The following is a 17,489-nucleotide window of genomic DNA, read 5'->3' on the forward strand; positions in this document are numbered from 1 at the left end:
CGCCGTCGGCTGAGCGGGGCTTACGCCGGACGCGCGGAATTCCTCAAACGCCGGGCTGGTCACGGTGCTGAGGACCCGTTCATCGCTTCTGGGACGGTGACCGGGTGAGGGTCTTCGCGCGGTGTTCTTGCATCACAACTCCAACGGAAAGTCAGCGGTGGCCCGAAAGCGCCGGGTGTTGGCGGGCTGCGAACGCGGATATCACGTCCGTGCGAAGGGCATGAGGCGTGTGGTGATGCGATTCGCCCAAGCCCCCGCGAACATCCGCGCGGAATACCGAACGGGGCATCCGTTGGACGGCTGTGGAAGTCGCATCGATGCCCCCGTGCTGCGACCTGTATGTCAACGCCCCCGTACTGGTATCTCCTTCAAGTTTCCGGTGCGTAACGCAGGAGAGCCAGCCTTTCGAAGAATTTCAAAGTGACAAGCGGGCTCTCCGGATTGGCACCGTCTTGACCTGCCCGGCTGCCGGAAGCGACAAGAGTGCTGCTCCGCGCACTTGACAACCCTTGCCGATAAACGCGGACGGTGGGCTTGTCGGGTGTGACACGCGTCTCGCCCGTAGGGGGCCGACTGCGCGATGACAGTCGGCCGGATGGAGCGGACACGCTCAACACCGACTACGCGTCGGATACGCGGGCGGGTCCCACCTCGGATACCCAGGACGGCCCGCCGCGGCGTGAGCGGCCCTGCTCGGGCCAGCGGCCGGTGATCCGCGCCGGATTCGCCGCCATGGATGCGGGTGGTGTCGGAGTGGGTGAGCCCTTTTCGGCCAAGGTGGCTCACGGCGCTGCCCGCGCTCCGGGCGCACGTACGTCACCTCCACTCCGGAGACCACTACAGACGGAGTGGAGGAACGTCACGGCTGGCGCAATCACTGGCACGACAGCGGACCGGTCAAGGACCCGCGGGCCCGCGGGGCACGAGTGGATGACCGGTCGCGGCAGTGCGCTGGGCCGGAGCCGTACGCCCGGTCCGCGCCGCCGGCGCGCACCGCGACGCAGCGCGGACCAGCCGGGAAACGCGCCCGGACCTGGCACGACGGCGCGAGCCGGTCGCCCGGGCCGACCGGTCGCACGGGCGGGGAGCGGCTGGGATGAACGCGGGAGAAAGCGCAGGGGACGCTGCGGCGAATCACGGTGTCCCGAGGCCATCTTCCGCCCCCGGGCTCCCACCGGACCCACATCACACGCCCGCTACGCGACGCGGACGCCCTCAGCACGGCAGAATTCGGCCTGGCCCGTGGTCGCATGCGGATCGTAGATTTCCGTTTACGTCTTCCCTTCGAACGGCCGATCAGTAATGTCGGCTCAGCAACGGCGCGCGGAGACCGGACCACCCCCCCCGAGAGCTGGAGAGCAACTGATGGAGCGGGCCGCAGTGAGGCGCGAGGCGTGACCGCGAGGCCGAGCGGGAGACAGGACGCCGAGCGGTACGGCACGGCGCCGGAACGCGCCGAGCCGTACCGTACGGCGCCGGAAAGTGAAGCCGACCGGCTCCAGCGGTTCGCCAGAATCTGGAGCAGGGCCGTCCACCCGGCCCTGGGAACATCCATGCCCGAGGCCGAGTTCGAGCGCTGCCTGGTGCCCTTCGCGCGTCGGCTGAGCGACGCGCTGCGCACCGTGCCGCTGGACACCCGGCCCGCCTACGAGGTCGGCGGCGCGCTCGTCACAGTCCAGGGCGCCGACGCCGGGGTGCTGCCCCTGACGCTGGGCGTGCTCGACGCCTACCTGGTGCTGTACTGCCCGCCGGACCGCCCGATGGCGGCCGAGGAGAGCCGGTCCCGCTGCGCCCGGCTCCAGCACGCGCTCGCCGCCGGTTTCGCCCGCGCGCTCAGCGACCGCGTCAAGGGCGAGCAGGAATCCGTCTCCCGGGACGCGCTCGCCGCCCGGGCCGCCGCCGAGCAGGCGCTGCACGCGAGCGAGGCACGCTTCCAGGCGGTGTTCGACGGCGCGGTCATCGGCGTCGGCGTCGCCGACCTGGAGGGCCAGGTGCTGCTCGTCAACGACGCGGTGGCCCAGATGCTCGGCCGCCCCGGCGACCACCTCCTCGGTGAGAACGTCGTGGACTGGGCCCACCCGGAGGACATCCCGGCGGCGATGGACATCTACCACGAGCTGATCACCGGTCAGCGCGAGCACTTCCGCATGGAGAAGCCGTACTACCGGGGCGACGGCAGCGTGCTGTGGACGAATCTGACCGTCACCCTGCTGCGGGACGCGACGGGCGCCCCGCAGTACCAGCTCGCGCTCATGGAGGACATCACCGAGCAGCGCAGGCTGCGCGAACGCCTGCGGTACGAGGCGACGCACGACGAACTCACGGGCCTGCCCAACCGCACGCTGTTCTTCGAACGGCTCGACGAGGCGGTCGCCGCCGTCCCCGGATCGGCTGCCGCGCACGGCTCGGTGGCGGCCACGGGCGCGCCCGCCGTGCTGGAATCCGCGCCGGACCAGGCGTTCGACGACGGCGCCCTGGAGACCGCGGGCCCCGCCGCCGATGGCACCGCCACTGTTGACACCGATGTCAACGCCGCCGACCCGGCGCACCTCGCGTGCGACGGCGCCGCACGGCTGACGGACGACAGCACCGCGCCCCTCGCGCGCGACGGCGGCACGCCGCCCGCCGACGAGGCGGACACCAGCCGCTTCGGCATGTGCTACCTCGATCTGGACGGCTTCCGGGCCGTCAACGACAGCCTCGGCCACGTCGTCGGCGACCAGTTGCTGATAGCCGTCGCCGAACGACTCCAGACGTGTGTGAGCTCCCCGTACGAGCTGGTGGCCCGGCCCGGGGGCGACGAGTTCTTCGCGCTGACCGTCGGCCCGAGCGCCCAGAGCGACGCTGTCGCCCTCGCGGAACGCATGCTCGCCGCGCTCGCCGAGCCCGTCCGGGTCAAGGACCGCGACCTGCTCGTACGTGCCAGCATCGGCGTCGCCTGCGGGGCCCGCGGGGAGACCAGCAGGGCGGCGGTGATGCGCAGCGTCGACATCGCGATGTACCGGGCCAAGGCGGCGGGCGGCAACCGCTACGAGGTCGCCGACGCGGCCTCCGACGCCCGCGTCATCGCGCGCCACAGCCTGACCAACGGCCTGCCCGCCGCACTGGAGAACGGCGAGTTCTTCATCGAGTACCAGCCGCTGGTACGGCTCGTGGACGGCACCGTGCGCGGCGCTGAGGCACTCGTGCGCTGGCTGCATCCGGTGCACGGGGTCCTCGGCCCCGACCAGTTCATCGCCCTCGCGGAGAGCACCGGGCTGATCGTGCCGCTCGGCCGCTGGGTGCTCACCGAGGCCGCCCGGCAGGCCCGCGCCTGGCGGGACGCCGGTGACGCGGGAGACCAGCTGCGGGTCAACGTCAACCTCTCGCCCTGCCAGCTGCGGTACCCGGACCTGGTCTCCGACACCGTGGCGGTGCTCGACGACGCGGGTCTCGACCCTGCCGCGCTGTGCCTGGAAGTCACCGAGAACGACCTGATCGGGGCCGACGAGGAGGCGCTGCGCCCGCTGCGGCAGCTCGCCGACCTGGGCGTGGACATCGCCCTGGACGACTTCGGCACCGGCTACTCCAACCTGGCCTATCTGCGCAGGCTGCCCGTCAGCACGCTGAAACTGGACCGCTCGTTCACGCTGGGCATGCAGCGGGACCCCGCCGACCCCATCGACGTCAAGATCGTGGAAGGCATCGTCTCGCTCGCGCACACGCTGGACCTGGCGGTGACCGTGGAGGGCGTGGAGACCGGGTCGCAGGCCGAGCACCTGCGGATGCTGGGCTGCGACACCGCGCAAGGCTGGTACTACGCCCGCCCGGGTCCGCCGGACCGGCTGCACGAGCTGGCCCTGACCGACGTCGCCAGCGGCTGACCGCCGACGCCTGGGCGCCGGTCGCGGGGGTACCGGTCGCGGGCGGCCGGTCGCTCCCGGCCGGTCGCCGACGCGGAGACCGGGCACGGCCAGCGGGCGGCTGGCGCGCCGTCCGCGTCAGCCGCCCGCACCGGATGCCAGGGCGCGGACCGCTCAGCCGTCGAGAAGCTTCCGCTCCTCGTCGGTGAGCAGCCGGGAGCGGATCAGGAAGCGCACCCCTTCGGGGGCTTCCAGAGAGAATCCGCTGCCTCTGCCCGGCACCACATCCACGGTGAGACGTGTATGCCGCCAGCGTGCGAACTGGTCGGCGGACATCCAGAAGTCGATCGGGTCGTCCACGCCAGGCACCGTCAGCGAGGCCAGCAGCGCGTCGGACGCACCCGTACGGAACTCGCCCCTCAGGTAACACATGGGCGAGCTGCCGTCGCAGCAGCCGCCGGACTGGTGGAACATCAGCGGCCCGTGCGCCCGCGTGAGGTGCCGCAGGAGCCCGGCCGCCGCCTCGGTCAGCGCGATGCGCGACACCCCGCCCGCCTCACCCGAGGCCGACTCGTCACCCGTCGCGGACTCTTCGCTCATGGCGGCTCCGTAGGTAGTCAGGCGGCGTAGGTTGCCAGGCGGCCGGGAGGACCGGGTCCGGCCAGTGAGCCAGTACGGCGCGTGGCCAGTCAACGCCCTACGACGTTGCGAAGAGGTTGCCTACGGCGGCGCGGCTCGCGTCAGGCGCCGCCTGCGGGCCTTTCCGGGCACAGGTGACGGACCGGTCGCAGCCGTCGTGTCGCGGGACCGGCCCGCACCGCCCCTGACGGCGCGGAGGGTCAGCCCAGCCGCAGGGACAGCCTCCGCAACTCCTCGGCGATCAGGGCCCTTGAGGTCAGCGCGGCGGTCCGGAGGGCGGGCGAGGCGGTCTCCCACGCGGCGTCCAGGTCGCCCGCGCAGGCATAGCTGTCGGCCAGCCGCAGCGTGAGCAGCAGGCGCAGCGGCTGCCTCCACTCCGGGAGGTGGACCAGCGACGCACGCGTGGAGCGCACCGCCTGCCAGGCGATCCTCCGGTCACCGGTCGAGACGGCGAGATCCCGCAGGGCCGCTCCGGCGTTGGCCTCCAGGTGCGTCAGCCCCTGGGTGCCGTCCAGGCGCCGGGACTCCTCCCGGTCACGCTGGTCGAGGGCGTCGAGCCGCCGCCGGGCCAGTGCCAGGTGCCGCCGGCACTCCCGGCGGTCGCCGAGCAGCGCGGTGCCGCGCGCCTGGTGGAGATGGGAAAGCATGACGGCCCAGCCCCGGTCCGGGGTGAGCTCGCGCATCGCCTGGGCGTAGGACAGGGCTGACGCCACATCGTGCTCCACCCGTGCGAGCATGGACATCTCGCCCAGCAGGGTGGCCTGGGCCACGATGTCCCCGCTGGCCTGCGCCCATCGCATGCCGTGCGTGAACCAGGCCATGGCGGTGGCGTTCTGGCCCCACTGCTTGCGCAGGCGACCGGCCAGCACGGCGTAGTGCGCGCTGAGGATCAGCTGGCTGATGGGCAGGTGACCGGACGCGTGCACCGACCGGGCCCAGCCCACCACCAGGCGCAGCACCCGCTCGGCCCAGGCCCGGTCGCCACTGGGCAGCTCGGCGCGGTTTCGCAGGACCAGGCACTCCAGCAGGGCGGTCAGGCCGTGGATCAGGTCCGTGTCCAGCCTGTCCGGCGGCTCGGGCAGGCCGTGGGTGACGACGCCGAGCACGTACGGGAAGTCCGGGACCGGGCAGTGCGCGTTCCCGTGCAGCGGGCACATCAGCTCGGCGTGGGTCAGCCGGGCGGGCCAGTGGCTGGGGTCCAGCAACTCGTCCGTCCCGCCGACGGCTTCCGCGGGCATGGGCGAGAACAGCGTCTGGTGCGCGGCGACCGTGAAGTCGGCCGCCGCTGCCTCCCTGGGCGGACCCGCCAGGGCGGAGGCCAGCGCGCCGCCGGTGTCAAGCACCTCGTCCAGGCGCCGCACGGCCGCCCCGAGCGGCTCGCGCTCGCCGCTCTCCCACCGGCTGATCAGGCTGTGGTCGTAGCCCACCAGCGTCCCGAGTTGACGCTGCGTCAGCCCGCGCCTCCGCCGCCAGGCGCGCAACCGCCTGCTGAAGTCCGCCCAGGACCGCGCGTCCCGGTCTCCGTTGGAGGACACAGCTTCCCCTCGCTGGTGCGCTCGGTGGGTCTCGGCGCGGGCTCGGAGGCCGACCGCGATCCGGACAGCGCCTCAGCTGAACCCGCCGCGACCGGTCATGACATGGGGTCTATGGGTGTGCTGACGCAGCGGTGCGCGGTGGGGAGGTGGCGAGGAGGAGCCGGCGCGCGGATGACGATCCGCGTGGTCCTGGCCGCCATGGTTGTGGAGCACCGGGTACCGCTTGTACGGGCTGTATAGCGCGTCAACCCGCGTGGAGGGAAGCGGCGCGGGCCGTTCTCGCGCTCCTGGCTGGAACACGTCTTCGGCGTACCGGTATCCGGACGCCAGGCCCCCGCGTGACGCCGTACGGGACCGGGGGTGCGCGGCACGCCGCACGAGAGTGGCCGCCCGGGACCGCTTGGTGTCAGGTGTTGCCTGTTTTTGACAACTCGCCGCTGCGGCAGCACAACGCGTTGACGCGGCAGGCCCCCGATGCGACGGTTCGATCGCTCGGTACACGTCATGGACATGCGGACTTCGCCCCCCGGCCTCCTCCCACCTGGCCGACCGTCAGGTGCGGCGGTGCCGGACGGCGCGCCGCTGGTCCACGCAGCCACGGGGCCGCACCCGTTCAGTGCCCCGGGTTCCAGCAGGAGGACAGATAGTGACCAAGCACATCACCCCCCACGGTGGACCGGTCCGGCGTGCGCGTCCGAACGTCACCGGCACCGGAATGGCCGACTACGGCGAAGGCGTCACCGTCAGCGGCCTGAGCAGCCACCCCACCGGCCGCGCCGGACCCGGCGGCACCGCAGGCTCACCGCGCCCCTGCGGTGAGCCCGTCGGTCTGACCTCCGGCGGCCGCGACCGCCGTCCTGACGGGACGACGTTCTTCCAGCCGGTCCCCGAGGTGCTCAGCGCGTACGGCCTGAGCGTCCACTGAGCTTCCGGCCCCACCGGAGCTCCACCGCTGTCACCCCCACCCGAGCCCCACCAAGCCCCGCCTGGTGCGGGCGCGCCCGCACCCCTCCGGTGCCGGCGACCCACGCGACTCCCACCCGCGGCGACGCGGCGGGCTGGGATACCGCGGGCGCCGGGAGACCGGAGACGCGAGGCGCGCTCCGTACGCGCGGATGAGGCCGGACCGCTCCGTAGGGACCGGCGAACCAGCGGCCGGGCAGTGCGCTCGGACCCGCTCTGGCCCCTCGGTCCGGTCCCCGGGCCCCGCCCTGTCGGTCCGCCCGGGACGTTCCCCCAGCGCACGTTCCGCACCGCCTTTTCACCCCCCGCTCGCGCGCGTACCTCAGCGCGCCACGATGAGGAGGACCCCTCACCATGGCACCACTGACGCGTAAGGCAAGGATCGTCACAGCGATCACGGCGGTGGCCGCCGCCACCGCTCTCGGACCGGTCACCGCACTGCCCGCGGAGGCCACCCCCGGCGCACACCAGACCGAGGGCCGCATCGTCGACGCGAATACGGCGGGCGCCGTCAAGGGCAGCTACATCGTCACGCTCGACAAGGCCGCCGGACTCAAAGCCGCCTCGCCCGAAGGCAGGAGACTGATAGCCAAGTACGGCGGCACGGTCAAGCACACCTACCGCACCGCGCTCAACGGCGTCTCCGCACAGCTCAGCGAGGCCGAGGCGAAGAGACTCGCGGCCGACCCCGCCGTGGACCGGGTCTTCCAGGACACCAAGGTCCACGCCACCGCCACCCAGCCCAACCCGCCCTCCTGGGGCCTGGACCGCGTCGACCAGGCCAACCTGCCGCTGGACAAGAACTACACCTACCCCGACAGCGCGGGGGCCGGGGCCACCGTCTTCGTCATCGACACCGGTGTGCGCATCAGCCACCAGGACTTCGGCGGCCGCGCCGTGAACGGCTACGACGCGGTTGACGGCGACAACGTCGCCCAGGACGGCCACGGCCACGGCACCCACGTCGCCTCCACCGCCGCGGGAACCGCGTACGGTGTGGCCAAGAAGGCGAAGATCGTGGCCGTCCGGGTGCTCAACAACAGCGGATCGGGCACCACGGCGGGCGTCGTGGCAGGCATCGACTGGGTCACCAGCAACCACAGCGGGCCTTCGGTGGCGAACATGTCACTGGGCGGCGGCGCCAGCACCGCGCTGGACACCGCGGTACGCAACTCCATCAGCAAGGGTGTGACCTACGCCGTCGCCGCGGGCAACGACAACCGCGACGCCCGCAACACCTCACCGGCCCGCGTCACCGAGGCCCTCACCATCGGCTCGACCACCAACACCGACGCCCGGTCCGGCTTCTCCAACTACGGCTCCATCCTGGACCTGTTCGCCCCGGGGTCCAGCATCACCGGCGCCTGGCGCACCAGCGACACCGCCACCAACACCATCTCCGGAACGTCCATGGCCACGCCGCACGTGGCGGGCGCCGTAGCCGTCTACCTCGCCGGGCACGCCAACGCCACCCCGGCCCAGGTCGCCACGGCGCTGGTCAACGGTGCCACGTCCGGCAAGGTCACCAGCCCCGGCAGCGGCTCACCCAACAAGCTCCTGCGTATCGTCCCGTAACCCGGCCCGCCCAGCGCTCGCACCTCGGTCCGCCGACGTGCGGCCGCTGCGGCCCGAGCACGAGGTGACCGGTCCTCCGGGGCTGGCGGAGGGCGTCTGACGGGCTCCGGCCCGGTCCAGGCGCCCTCTTCCGCGTTCCCGGGCGGAAACCGGGGCCCAGCCACCGGCTTGGGCAGCGGGCCGGCAGCCCCTCCAAGCCTGGCTGCCTCCGGGTGAGCCGCGTCTCACCCTGGCGGTGCCGCTTGTCTATGCAACGAGTTGCATAGGAGGATCGTGGCATGGCGCTCGACCACGCGATCCTCGTCTCCCTGCTGGAGAAGCCGGGCTCCGGCTATGAGCTGGCCCGGCGGTTCGAGCGGTCCATCGGCTATTTCTGGACCGCCACGCACCAGCAGATCTACCGCGTCCTCAAGCGCATGGAGAGCGACGGCTGGATCGACGTCCGCGAGGTGCCCCAGCAGGCCCGGCCGGACAAGAAGGAGTACTCCGTCGCCGCCCCGGGCCGGGCCGCCCTGTCCCAGTGGCTGCACGAGCCGATCGAGCCCGAGAGCGTCCGCCACGACCTCGCCGTGAAGATCCGCGGCGCGGCCTTCGACGACCCGGCCGCGCTGATCCGCGAGGTCGAGCGGCACCACCAGATCCATACGGACCGGCTCGCGCACTACCTCGCGGGGGAGCGGCGCGACTTCACCGGACCCGAGGCACCCCGGACGCCCGACGCCGGGCGGGAGCTCCAGCACGTCGTGCTGCGCGGCGGCATCGCGTACGAGCGGATGACGCTCACCTGGCTCGACGACGTACTCGCCACCCTCCACCGGCTCGCTTCCCCGCGCTGAACCGGTGCGGCGAGCCGCCCCCGCCCTCATCCCTCAACCCTCGAAGCCGGAAAGGCGAACACCCATGGCCGACCAGCTGCTGTTCAACCCGCGCACCTACGACCCGGCGCACTTCGACCCCGAGACCCGCAGGCTGCTGCGCGCCACCGTCGACTGGTTCGAGGACCGCGGCAAGCGCAGGCTGATCGAGGACTACCGCTCCCGCGCCTGGCTGGCGGATTTCCTCGCGTTCTCCGCCGAGGAAGGGCTGTTCGCGACCTTCCTCACCCCGGCCTCCGCCGCCGGGGACGAGGCGGACAAGCGCTGGGACACCGCCCGGATCGCCGCCCTCAACGAGATCTTCGGGTTCTACGGGCTCGACTACTGGTACGCGTGGCAGGTGACCATCCTCGGTCTCGGCCCGGTCTGGCAGAGCGACAACGCCGCCGCCCGCACCCGCGCGGCTGAACTCCTCTCCCAGGGCGAGGTGTTCGCCTTCGGCCTGTCGGAGAAGGCCCACGGGGCCGACATCTACTCCACCGACATGCTGCTGGAGCCCGACGGCGACGGCGGTTTCCGGGCCAGCGGGTCCAAGTACTACATCGGCAACGGCAACGCCGCCGGGCTCGTCTCCGTCTTCGGCCGCCGCACCGACGTCGAAGGCCCCGACGGCTACGTCTTCTTCGCCGCGGACAGCCGCCACCCGGCGTACCACCTCGTGAAGAACGTCGTCGACTCCTCGAAATACGTCAGCGAGTTCCGCCTCGACGGCTACCCGGTCGGTCCCGACGACGTCCTGCACACGGGCCGCGCCGCGTTCGACGCCGCCCTCAACACCGTCAACGTCGGCAAGTTCAACCTGTGCACGGCCTCGATCGGCATCTGCGAGCACGCGATGTACGAGGCCGTCACCCACGCCCACCACCGCGTCCTCTACGGCCGCCCCGTCACCGCCTTCCCGCACGTGCGCCGCGAACTGAGCGACGCCTACGTCCGCCTCGTCGGGATGAAGCTGTTCAGCGACCGCGCCGTCGACTACTTCCGCTCCGCGGGCCCCGACGACCGCCGCTACCTGCTGTTCAACCCGATGACGAAGATGAAGGTGACCACGGAGGGCGAGAAGGTCATCGACCTGATGTGGGACGTCATCGCCGCCAAGGGCTTCGAGAAGGACACCTACTTCGCGCAGGCCGCCACCGAGATCCGGGGGCTGCCGAAGCTGGAGGGCACGGTCCACGTCAACCTGGCACTGATCCTGAAGTTCCTGCGCAACCACCTGCTCGACCCGGCCGAGTACGCGACCGTGCCGACCCGCCTCGACGCGGCCGACGACGCGTTCCTCTTCCGGCAGGGCCCGGCCCGGGGCCTCGGCTCCGTACGCTTCCACGACTGGCGCACCGCGTACGACGCGTATGCCGACGTCCCCAATGTCGGCCGCTTCCGGGAGCAGGCGGACGCCCTGTGCGACTTCGTCAGGACCGCCGCCCCCGGCGAGGAGCAGAGCCGCGACCTGGATCTTCTGCTCGCCGTCGGCCAGCTGTTCGCGCTCGTCGTGCACGGCCAGCTGATCCTGGAGCAGGCGCGCCTGACCGGCCTCGACGAGGACGTGCTCGACGAGTTGTTCGCCGTCCTCGTACGCGACTTCTCCGCGCACGCCGTCGAGCTGCACGGCAAGGACTCCGCCACCGCGGAACAGCAGAACTGGGCGCTGGGCGCCGTCCGGCGCCCCGTCGTGGACGAGGCCCGCTCGGCGCGCGTGTGGGAGCGCGTCGAGGCGCTGGCCGGGGCGTACGAGATGGCGCCGTAACACCGGGGGCCCGCCGGGGCCCGCGTCGGCCTGCCCGCCCCCAGGGGGCCCGGGCAGGCCGACGCGGTGACGCCGGTGACGGGGATCAGCCGGTGGCGGGCTTGCCGGGCTGGTCATGGGTCGAGCAGTGGATGCCGCCACCACCGGCGGCGATGGTGTCGATCTTCACGGGCACGATGTCGCGTCCGGGGAAGTGCTCCCGCAGAATCCCGCGCGCCCGGTCGTCGGCCCGCTTGTCACCGAACTCGGGCATGAACACGGCGTCGTTGGCGATGAAGAAGTTCGCGTAGGACGACACGAAGTCGCTGCCTTCCCCGGTGATCCGGTCCGGGTCGGGCTGCGGAAGGTCGATGACCCGCAGGCGCCTTCCGCGAGCGTCGGTGGCCTTGGTGAGCACGGACCGCGCCTGGTCGGAGGAGCGCGACCACGAGTCGGGGGGAGTACCAGGGAACGCCTTGTCGAGCAGGACGACGCCGGGTGCGGTGAACCGCACGAGGCTGTCCACGTGCGCGTCGGTGATGTCCTCGCCGCGTACTCCGGCCAGCCAGATCACCTTCTTGACGCCCAGCGTCCGCTTGAGCTCGGCCTCGATCGCGTCCCGGCTCTCGCCGGGGTTGCGGTTGCTGTTGACGATCGAGCTCTCGGTGACCAGCAGGGTGCCCTGGCCGTCGGTCTCGAAGGACCCGCCTTCGGAGACCAGCCGGGCCCGGGTGCGCGGGATCTTGTACTTCGCCAGCAGGGTGCGCCCGATCTTGGCGTCGTTGGCGTGCTCCTGTTTTTCCTTGCCCCGCTTGTCCTTGCCCCAGCCGTTGAAGTTGAAGTCGACGCCGACGACCTTGCCGGACTGCTCCACGAACACCGGGACGGTGTCGCGCGCCCACAGGTCGTCCACCGCGAGCGGAATCACTTCGACCTGTGAACCGCAGGCCCGCTGAGCGGCGGCCCGCTGGCCGGGTCTGGCCAGCATGACGACGTACTCGTACTCCGCGACGGCCCGCGCCACCCGCGCGATGTCCTCGCGTACGTAGGGCAGGTACTCGCCCCAGATCGACTCAAGGGCGGGCCAGGACATGAAGGTGCGCGCGTGGCTCTCCCACTCGGCGCCGAACCGGCGGTCCGCGCCCGCCGGGGAATCCGGGCTGCCGGCACTGGCGGCGCCGGACTTCGGCTGGTCCTGCGGCCCGCACGCGGACACTCCGGCAGCGACCACGCCGACACTGGCGAACGCGCGCAGCGCGGTACGGCGGGACAGGGGGTGATCGGACACGGTGACTCCCGGGGGTGGGACGAAGGAGCGGAAGGGGCGGAGGGAGCGGAGGGGGAGGTCGGAGGCGGACCTGGGCCGGGTGTCGCGCGGTGCGGCCCACGACGGCGCGCTGACAGCGGTGAGGCGGTCAGCGGTGACGCGGAGTGCTTGTCCGGTCGCGATCGGCCGAGTCAATTCCTGACTGAAATTTCAGTCAGGAAGGACGGTAGCATTGAGAGCGTCGACCCACGCAACGCGGAAGTGAGCGCATGTCCCGTCGCCGTACCGTCATCCTGGAGGCAGCCGCCAGAGTCATCGCCCAGCGCGGCGTCAGGGGCCTGCGCGTCGAGGAACTCGCGGAGGAGGCCGACGTGTCGACCTCCCTGATCTACTACCACTTCCGGGACCGAGCGGGTTTGCTGGCGCACACGCTGGAGTTCATCAACACCCGGGCCGAGCAGTACACCGAGCCCGTCGCCGATCCCGATGCCGATCCCCGCGCGCACCTGGAGGAGATGCTGCTGCTGGAGATGCAGGACACCCCGGAGGTCATGGAGAACAGCACGGCCTGGGGCGAGCTTCGCGCCACCGCGGTCTTCCAGCCCGAGCTGCGCGAGCAGCTCCGCGTCGCCACCGCGGGCTGGACCGACTACGCGAGCGAGCTCATCGACCGTGCCCAGCGGCATGGCAGCGTCCCGCCCGAGGTGTCCGCCGACGACGCGGCCGACCGCCTCACCGCCCTGGTCGAGGGTCTCAGCAAGCGCTGGCTCAGCGGCTCGCTGACCCTGGAACGCGCCCGTGACCTGCTCCGCGGTGCCATCAAGGCGGAGTTCGGCCCGTGAGCCCGGCCGCCCCCGTACGCGGCCCCGCCCCCGTACGCGGCCCCGCCCCCGTACGCGGCCCCGGCAGCTCCGCCCGCCGGTCGCACCACGCCGCGCGGTGTGCGCCCCGCCGACCGCCTGGGCTCCATGGGGACCTCGGCCGGCGGGCCCATCTCTGCGATGGCGGCGTTGTCGACCAGGACATCGACCTGCCAGCCGCACGCCTGGAGGCGGTGCGGCGCGTCGGTGATGTCCAGGTTTTCGACCCGCAACGTGACGCCGCGCCTGTCCGCCTCGCTGATGACCTCGGTCATCTGCGGGCGGTTCTCCACCGCGGCGATCACATGGCGGCCGCGGTCGGCGAGCCGCAGAGCGGCCTCCCTGCCGAAACCGGAGCCCGCGCCGGTCATGAGAATGCGCTTCTTTTCCGACACCAGTGGTCCTCTCGACGCCTGCCGCTCACGCCTGACCCGCGTCAGCATGGCCACGCCCGCTGGTGCGGAGAGCGAATGACTCCACCGGACGTCATGTCCGGCGAGGGCGGCGCGCAATCGCCTGCCGCGGCGGTCCGGGCCAGGGCCCGGCCTCTCGGCCTCACGGCGGCGTGGCCCGGCGACGTGCGGGCAGTGCGGGAGCGGCCTCGGTGCCTCTCGTGAACGAGCGCCGCGCCGTGACTATGCTCAAGGTTCCCCCGCTGTCAGAGGAGCCATGAGCGAGCCCGCACGGAACCTGCCGCAGTCGCTCGTCCAGGCCAAGCGCTGGTTCGAGGACGCGTTGCTCGCCAGCATGCAGGCCGCGGGTGAGCGGCCGCTGACCGCCGCGCAGGCCGCCGTCTTCGCCACCCTCGACGCGGAGGGCACCTCGATCTCCGAGCTCGCCCGCAGGGTCGGTGTCACCCGGCAGACCGCCCATCAGGCCGTACACAGCCTGATCGGCATGGGCCTGCTGGAGCAGGTGCCCGACCCCGCCTCAGGGCGCAGCAGCCTGGTCCGCGCCACCACCGAAGGCGCCCGCGCCCATGAGCGCGCGCTGGCCACGATCGCCGTCATCGAAGACGTCCTCGCCGAGCGCATCGGCACCGCCGCCGCCACCGCGCTGCGTGAGGCGCTGGCCGCTCCCTGGGGCGAGCCACCCCTGGTGCGGGCGCCCTGACGCGCTGAACGACGCCGTCTCGGCTGCTGGGTCGATCGGCTGGTTGACCGAGTGGTTGGACCGGGCGGCCCATGGGTGCCGGTCGGCCGAACAGGGTGCGGCGGCCCGTCCCTCCGCCCCGGGCCCGCGTTTCCCTCCCACCGTGACCTCATACGCCTTCATCACCTGAGTGTCAGGTAGCCTGACAGTGTCGATTCGATGTTCCTCGCCCCCGGAGGTTGTCCATGACCATGGAGTTCGCCACCCGCTACCGCTCGCGCTCGCACCTCCCCGCCGAGCCGGGCGTGCCGTACTTCGTCGAGAAGGGCATGGGGGACCGCGCTCACCTGTTCGGCGACCTGGTCACGGTCTACGCGGGCGCTGAGCAGACCGGGAACACCTTCAACTTCTTCACCGTCGAGGGCCCCAAGGGCGACATCATCCCCACCCACACCCACGCGGACACCTACGAGGTCTTCTACGTCACCGACGGCGCGGTCCGGCTGTTCACCGAGGACCTTCAGGGTGAGCAGCACGAAAAGCTGCTCACCGGCGGCGACTTCGGCTTCGTGCCGAAGAACTGCCCGCACGCCTACCGCATCGAGCGCCACCACAGCCGGGTCGTCGGCGTGGCCGCGGGCCCCGGCAGCACCTTCGAGCGCTTCTTTGAGAACCTCGGCACCCCCACCGACCACATCGGACTCCCGCATCAGCCGCACATCCCCACCCCCGAGGAGTTCCGCGCAGCCGAGCAGAACTTCGACGTCCGCTACCTGCCCAACCACCGGTGGCGCACAGGTAACTGACGGCACGTCGCCCCGCAGGTCAGCTGCCCCGGGCTCGCCCGCTGGCGCTGCCCTGTCCCGGGGGAAACGTCACCTCTCCGGTCCTTGCCCGGCTGCTCCCTCCGCTCGTCGCGCACCCCGCCCCGGTGTCCCCCGGTGCGGTACTTCGACGCGTGCCCGAATTCGGCCCGCGTCCAGGCGGCGACGGCGTATCCGCGCCGCGGTATCCACTCGGGTGCCGGTAACCGTTCGCGCCCAGTCGTTTACGCGCCGTTCGTGCGGGCTGTCGGGGTGAGCGATATGCGCCGGATGCCGGTTCTGGCGTGCATGGGGTCCGCCGCGTGGGTACCCGCCGTCGGACATGGCATGTGAGACATGTGAGACCGGGAGGATCACAAGGAGGTGACATCGGCATGATCTCCGAGATGGTGATGGTGCCCGCGGGTGGCGCGGCGCTCGCGGGCGATCTGGTGGTGCCCGGCCCCGTACGGTCGGTGGTGCTGTTCGCGCACGGCAGCGGCAGTTCCCGGCACAGTCCGCGCAACCGCGCGGTCGCCGCCGAGTTGCACGGGGCGAGGCTGGGCACGCTGCTGCTCGACCTTCTGACCGAGCACGAAGAGCGTGAGGACGCGGTGACGGCCGAGCACCGCTTCGCCATTCCCCTGCTGTCCCGCAGGCTGGTGGCCGCGATCGACTGGCTGGATCAGCAGCCGGAGACCAGCGGCGTGCCGGTGGGCCTGTTCGGGGCCAGCACTGGCGCGGCAGCGGCGCTGTCGGCGGCCGTCGAGCGGCCGGAACGGGTGTACGCCGTCGTCAGCCGGGGCGGGCGGCCCGACCTGGCGGGCGACGCGCTGGAGCAGGTCCGCGCTCCGGTCCTGCTCATCGTCGGCGGGAACGACACGACCGTCCTGCAGCTCAACCGCGAGGCCGCGGAGCGGCTGACCGCGCCGCACGACATCCACGTCGTACGGGGGGCCACACACCTCTTCGAGGAGCCTGAGGCGCTGGAGCAGGTGGCCACCGCCGCCCGCGACTGGTTCCTCTCGCCGAAGGCGAGCGAAGGGGGCACGGCCTGACGTCGGCGGCCGAAGCCGCTGCTGGTGCCTATGCCTAGGCCGTTGCTGGTACCGAATACCGAAGCCTCGGCCGGGGCGGGGGCCGGAGCAGCCCGCCCGTGCTCGCCGCGCGGAGCCTGACCCGGCCCGCACGGTCCGGTCGGTGCCCGCACGGTCCGGTCGGTCAGGTCGTCGGCGCACAGCACCGATCCGGCGGTGGGCGATGCGGGGTCGGCGGTCGCGGACTAACTCAGCGCCCGCAGCGCGGGAACGAACGTGACCAGCACCGGGACGATGGGGACGAACGCGGCGGCGGCCGTCATGCGCCAGCGGCGTGCCGTGGTGAAACGTCGCCCCGGGGTGAGCAGCCGGTCGACGCGCTGGGGGACCTGGGCGATGCTGGGGCACGGCCCGAACACCCCGCGCTCCTCGTTGAGTTCGACCAGGGCGAGCGCGATCGTCAGCCGCCCGAAGCGGCGCGAAGCGACGTCGTCGGCAGCGAGCTCGACGAGCCGGTGCACCTGGTCACGGAAGGCCGCGAAGACCGGTACCTGCGGGAATCCACCGGCGAGCGCCGCCGAGGCGTTCAGCAGCCAGTGGTGGCGGGCTTCGGCGTGGCCCTGCTCATGAGCGAGCACCGCGTCCAGCTGCCGCCGGTTGAGCCGCCGCAGCGCGGCGGTGGTGATCACGAGCTGCGGCGCCGATCCCGGCAGCCACCACGCGTCCGGTCGGTCCCCCTCAAGCACCACGAGACGGTCGGCGCCGGGCTCCTCACCCGGCAGCCGCGGGGAGCGCACCAGCAGGTCCGCACGCTGCTGCCTGCGCTGGGCGCGCGAGCCGCGCACTTCGCGGGTCAGCATGACGGCGGTCCACACGGCTCCGCAGGCGAGAGCGACAGCGACAGGCGCGGCCCACGGCCCGTAGGCGGTCAGCGCGTACGCCTCCATCACACCGCTCGGCGCGGGCGCGAAGATGTTGCCCCGGACGGCTTCCCACGCCGCGGCGGCGCTCAGCGACATCGCGAGCGCACAGCACATCAGCACGCCGACCACGACGCACTGCCACACCCACAGGGCGAGCACCGGTTCGCGGTCGGGCCAGTCGGAGCGGGTGAGCATCCGCGGCGCCATTGCCGCGGCCATCGCTCCCAGGACCAGCAGCACGAGCGGGACCATCATGGTCCTCAGCCTATGAGGGCGGCGGCGGGCCTTGTACGGTCCTGCGCCCGAAGTGACGCATGACACGGACACGGAGCGTTGCGGAGTGACTACCTCC

General features: G+C 72.1%; 13 protein-coding genes and 1 pseudogene. 9 read left to right on the forward strand and 5 right to left on the reverse strand.

Annotated features, from left to right (window positions below; translation table 11 throughout):
* Positions 1–1,394 precede the first annotated feature (1,394 nt).
* A complete protein-coding gene (locus AC5P1B_RS06900; protein ID WP_493885648.1) occupies positions 1,395–3,863 on the forward strand; it encodes a putative bifunctional diguanylate cyclase/phosphodiesterase in 2,469 nt (822 codons plus the stop codon).
* A gap of 153 nt (positions 3,864–4,016) precedes the next feature.
* On the opposite strand, the gene AC5P1B_RS06905 is transcribed toward AC5P1B_RS06900, so the two are convergent.
* Both AC5P1B_RS06905 and AC5P1B_RS06910 read right to left on the reverse strand, forming a co-directional pair.
* Complete coding sequence (locus AC5P1B_RS06905) at positions 4,017–4,442, reverse strand: DUF779 domain-containing protein (protein WP_493885649.1); 426 nt, start codon at positions 4,440–4,442, stop codon at positions 4,017–4,019.
* A 239-nt stretch (positions 4,443–4,681) separates the two neighbouring features.
* Entirely contained in the window at positions 4,682–6,016 is a 1,335-nt protein-coding gene (locus tag AC5P1B_RS06910) for a helix-turn-helix domain-containing protein (RefSeq protein ID WP_493885650.1), read from the reverse strand.
* Positions 6,017–6,662: 646 nt separating this feature from the next.
* Between AC5P1B_RS06910 and AC5P1B_RS06915 the strand changes: the two genes are divergently transcribed.
* From AC5P1B_RS06915 to AC5P1B_RS06930, 4 genes are all read left to right on the forward strand, one after another.
* Positions 6,663–6,941: a hypothetical protein gene (locus AC5P1B_RS06915; protein ID WP_493885651.1), complete on the forward strand. Its 279-nt coding sequence runs from the start codon at positions 6,663–6,665 to the stop codon at positions 6,939–6,941.
* 392 nt (positions 6,942–7,333) lie between these two features.
* Positions 7,334–8,554, forward strand: coding sequence for a S8 family peptidase (locus AC5P1B_RS06920; protein WP_493885652.1), 1,221 nt, complete (start codon positions 7,334–7,336; stop codon positions 8,552–8,554).
* A 278-nt stretch (positions 8,555–8,832) separates the two neighbouring features.
* On the forward strand, positions 8,833–9,390 hold the full coding sequence (locus AC5P1B_RS06925) for a PadR family transcriptional regulator (protein ID WP_493885653.1): 558 nt from the start codon (positions 8,833–8,835) through the stop codon (positions 9,388–9,390).
* Positions 9,391–9,454: 64 nt separating this feature from the next.
* Positions 9,455–11,176, forward strand: a complete 1,722-nt coding sequence (locus tag AC5P1B_RS06930; protein WP_493885654.1) for an acyl-CoA dehydrogenase family protein — start codon at positions 9,455–9,457, stop codon at positions 11,174–11,176.
* An 85-nt stretch (positions 11,177–11,261) separates the two neighbouring features.
* On the opposite strand, the gene AC5P1B_RS06935 is transcribed toward AC5P1B_RS06930, so the two are convergent.
* Entirely contained in the window at positions 11,262–12,443 is a 1,182-nt protein-coding gene (locus tag AC5P1B_RS06935; RefSeq protein WP_493885655.1) for an agmatine deiminase family protein, read from the reverse strand.
* Between the two features lie 248 nt (positions 12,444–12,691).
* Between AC5P1B_RS06935 and AC5P1B_RS06940 the strand changes: the two genes are divergently transcribed.
* A complete protein-coding gene (locus tag AC5P1B_RS06940) occupies positions 12,692–13,264 on the forward strand; it encodes a TetR/AcrR family transcriptional regulator (protein ID WP_493885656.1) in 573 nt (190 codons plus the stop codon).
* A 140-nt stretch (positions 13,265–13,404) separates the two neighbouring features.
* Here the strand turns inward: AC5P1B_RS06940 and AC5P1B_RS06945 are convergent.
* A pseudogene (locus tag AC5P1B_RS06945) lies at positions 13,405–13,725 on the reverse strand (SDR family NAD(P)-dependent oxidoreductase); the annotation flags it as partial.
* A gap of 226 nt (positions 13,726–13,951) precedes the next feature.
* Here AC5P1B_RS06945 and AC5P1B_RS06950 point away from each other — a divergent pair.
* The 3 genes from AC5P1B_RS06950 to AC5P1B_RS06960 all read left to right on the forward strand — a co-directional run bounded on the left by AC5P1B_RS06950 (position 13,952) and on the right by AC5P1B_RS06960 (position 16,235).
* The gene (locus AC5P1B_RS06950; RefSeq protein WP_493885657.1) at positions 13,952–14,395 is read left to right on the forward strand and encodes a MarR family winged helix-turn-helix transcriptional regulator; all 444 of its coding nucleotides are present in this window, start codon (positions 13,952–13,954) and stop codon (positions 14,393–14,395) included.
* 224 nt (positions 14,396–14,619) lie between these two features.
* Positions 14,620–15,180, forward strand: a complete 561-nt coding sequence (locus AC5P1B_RS06955; protein WP_493885658.1) for a quercetin 2,3-dioxygenase — start codon at positions 14,620–14,622, stop codon at positions 15,178–15,180.
* A gap of 392 nt (positions 15,181–15,572) precedes the next feature.
* Entirely contained in the window at positions 15,573–16,235 is a 663-nt protein-coding gene (locus tag AC5P1B_RS06960) for a dienelactone hydrolase family protein (protein ID WP_493885659.1), read from the forward strand.
* Between the two features lie 224 nt (positions 16,236–16,459).
* Here AC5P1B_RS06960 and AC5P1B_RS06965 read toward each other — a convergent pair whose 3' ends face one another.
* Positions 16,460–17,392: a M56 family metallopeptidase gene (locus tag AC5P1B_RS06965; RefSeq protein WP_493885660.1), complete on the reverse strand. Its 933-nt coding sequence runs from the start codon at positions 17,390–17,392 to the stop codon at positions 16,460–16,462.
* Positions 17,393–17,489: the final 97 nt, after the last annotated feature.

Source organism: Streptomyces sp. A01 (genome assembly GCF_059026195.1).

Coding starts and splice junctions, on each gene's coding strand:
- AC5P1B_RS06905 (WP_493885649.1), bottom strand. CDS start 4,442: ATGAGCGAAGAGTCCGCGACGGGTGACGAGTCGGCCTCGGGTGAGGCG.
- AC5P1B_RS06920 (WP_493885652.1), top strand. CDS start 7,334: ATGGCACCACTGACGCGTAAGGCAAGGATCGTCACAGCGATCACGGCG.
- AC5P1B_RS06925 (WP_493885653.1), top strand. CDS start 8,833: ATGGCGCTCGACCACGCGATCCTCGTCTCCCTGCTGGAGAAGCCGGGC.
- AC5P1B_RS06930 (WP_493885654.1), top strand. CDS start 9,455: ATGGCCGACCAGCTGCTGTTCAACCCGCGCACCTACGACCCGGCGCAC.
- AC5P1B_RS06940 (WP_493885656.1), top strand. CDS start 12,692: ATGTCCCGTCGCCGTACCGTCATCCTGGAGGCAGCCGCCAGAGTCATC.
- AC5P1B_RS06950 (WP_493885657.1), top strand. CDS start 13,952: ATGAGCGAGCCCGCACGGAACCTGCCGCAGTCGCTCGTCCAGGCCAAG.
- AC5P1B_RS06955 (WP_493885658.1), top strand. CDS start 14,620: ATGACCATGGAGTTCGCCACCCGCTACCGCTCGCGCTCGCACCTCCCC.
- AC5P1B_RS06960 (WP_493885659.1), top strand. CDS start 15,573: ATGATCTCCGAGATGGTGATGGTGCCCGCGGGTGGCGCGGCGCTCGCG.
- AC5P1B_RS06965 (WP_493885660.1), bottom strand. CDS start 17,392: ATGATGGTCCCGCTCGTGCTGCTGGTCCTGGGAGCGATGGCCGCGGCA.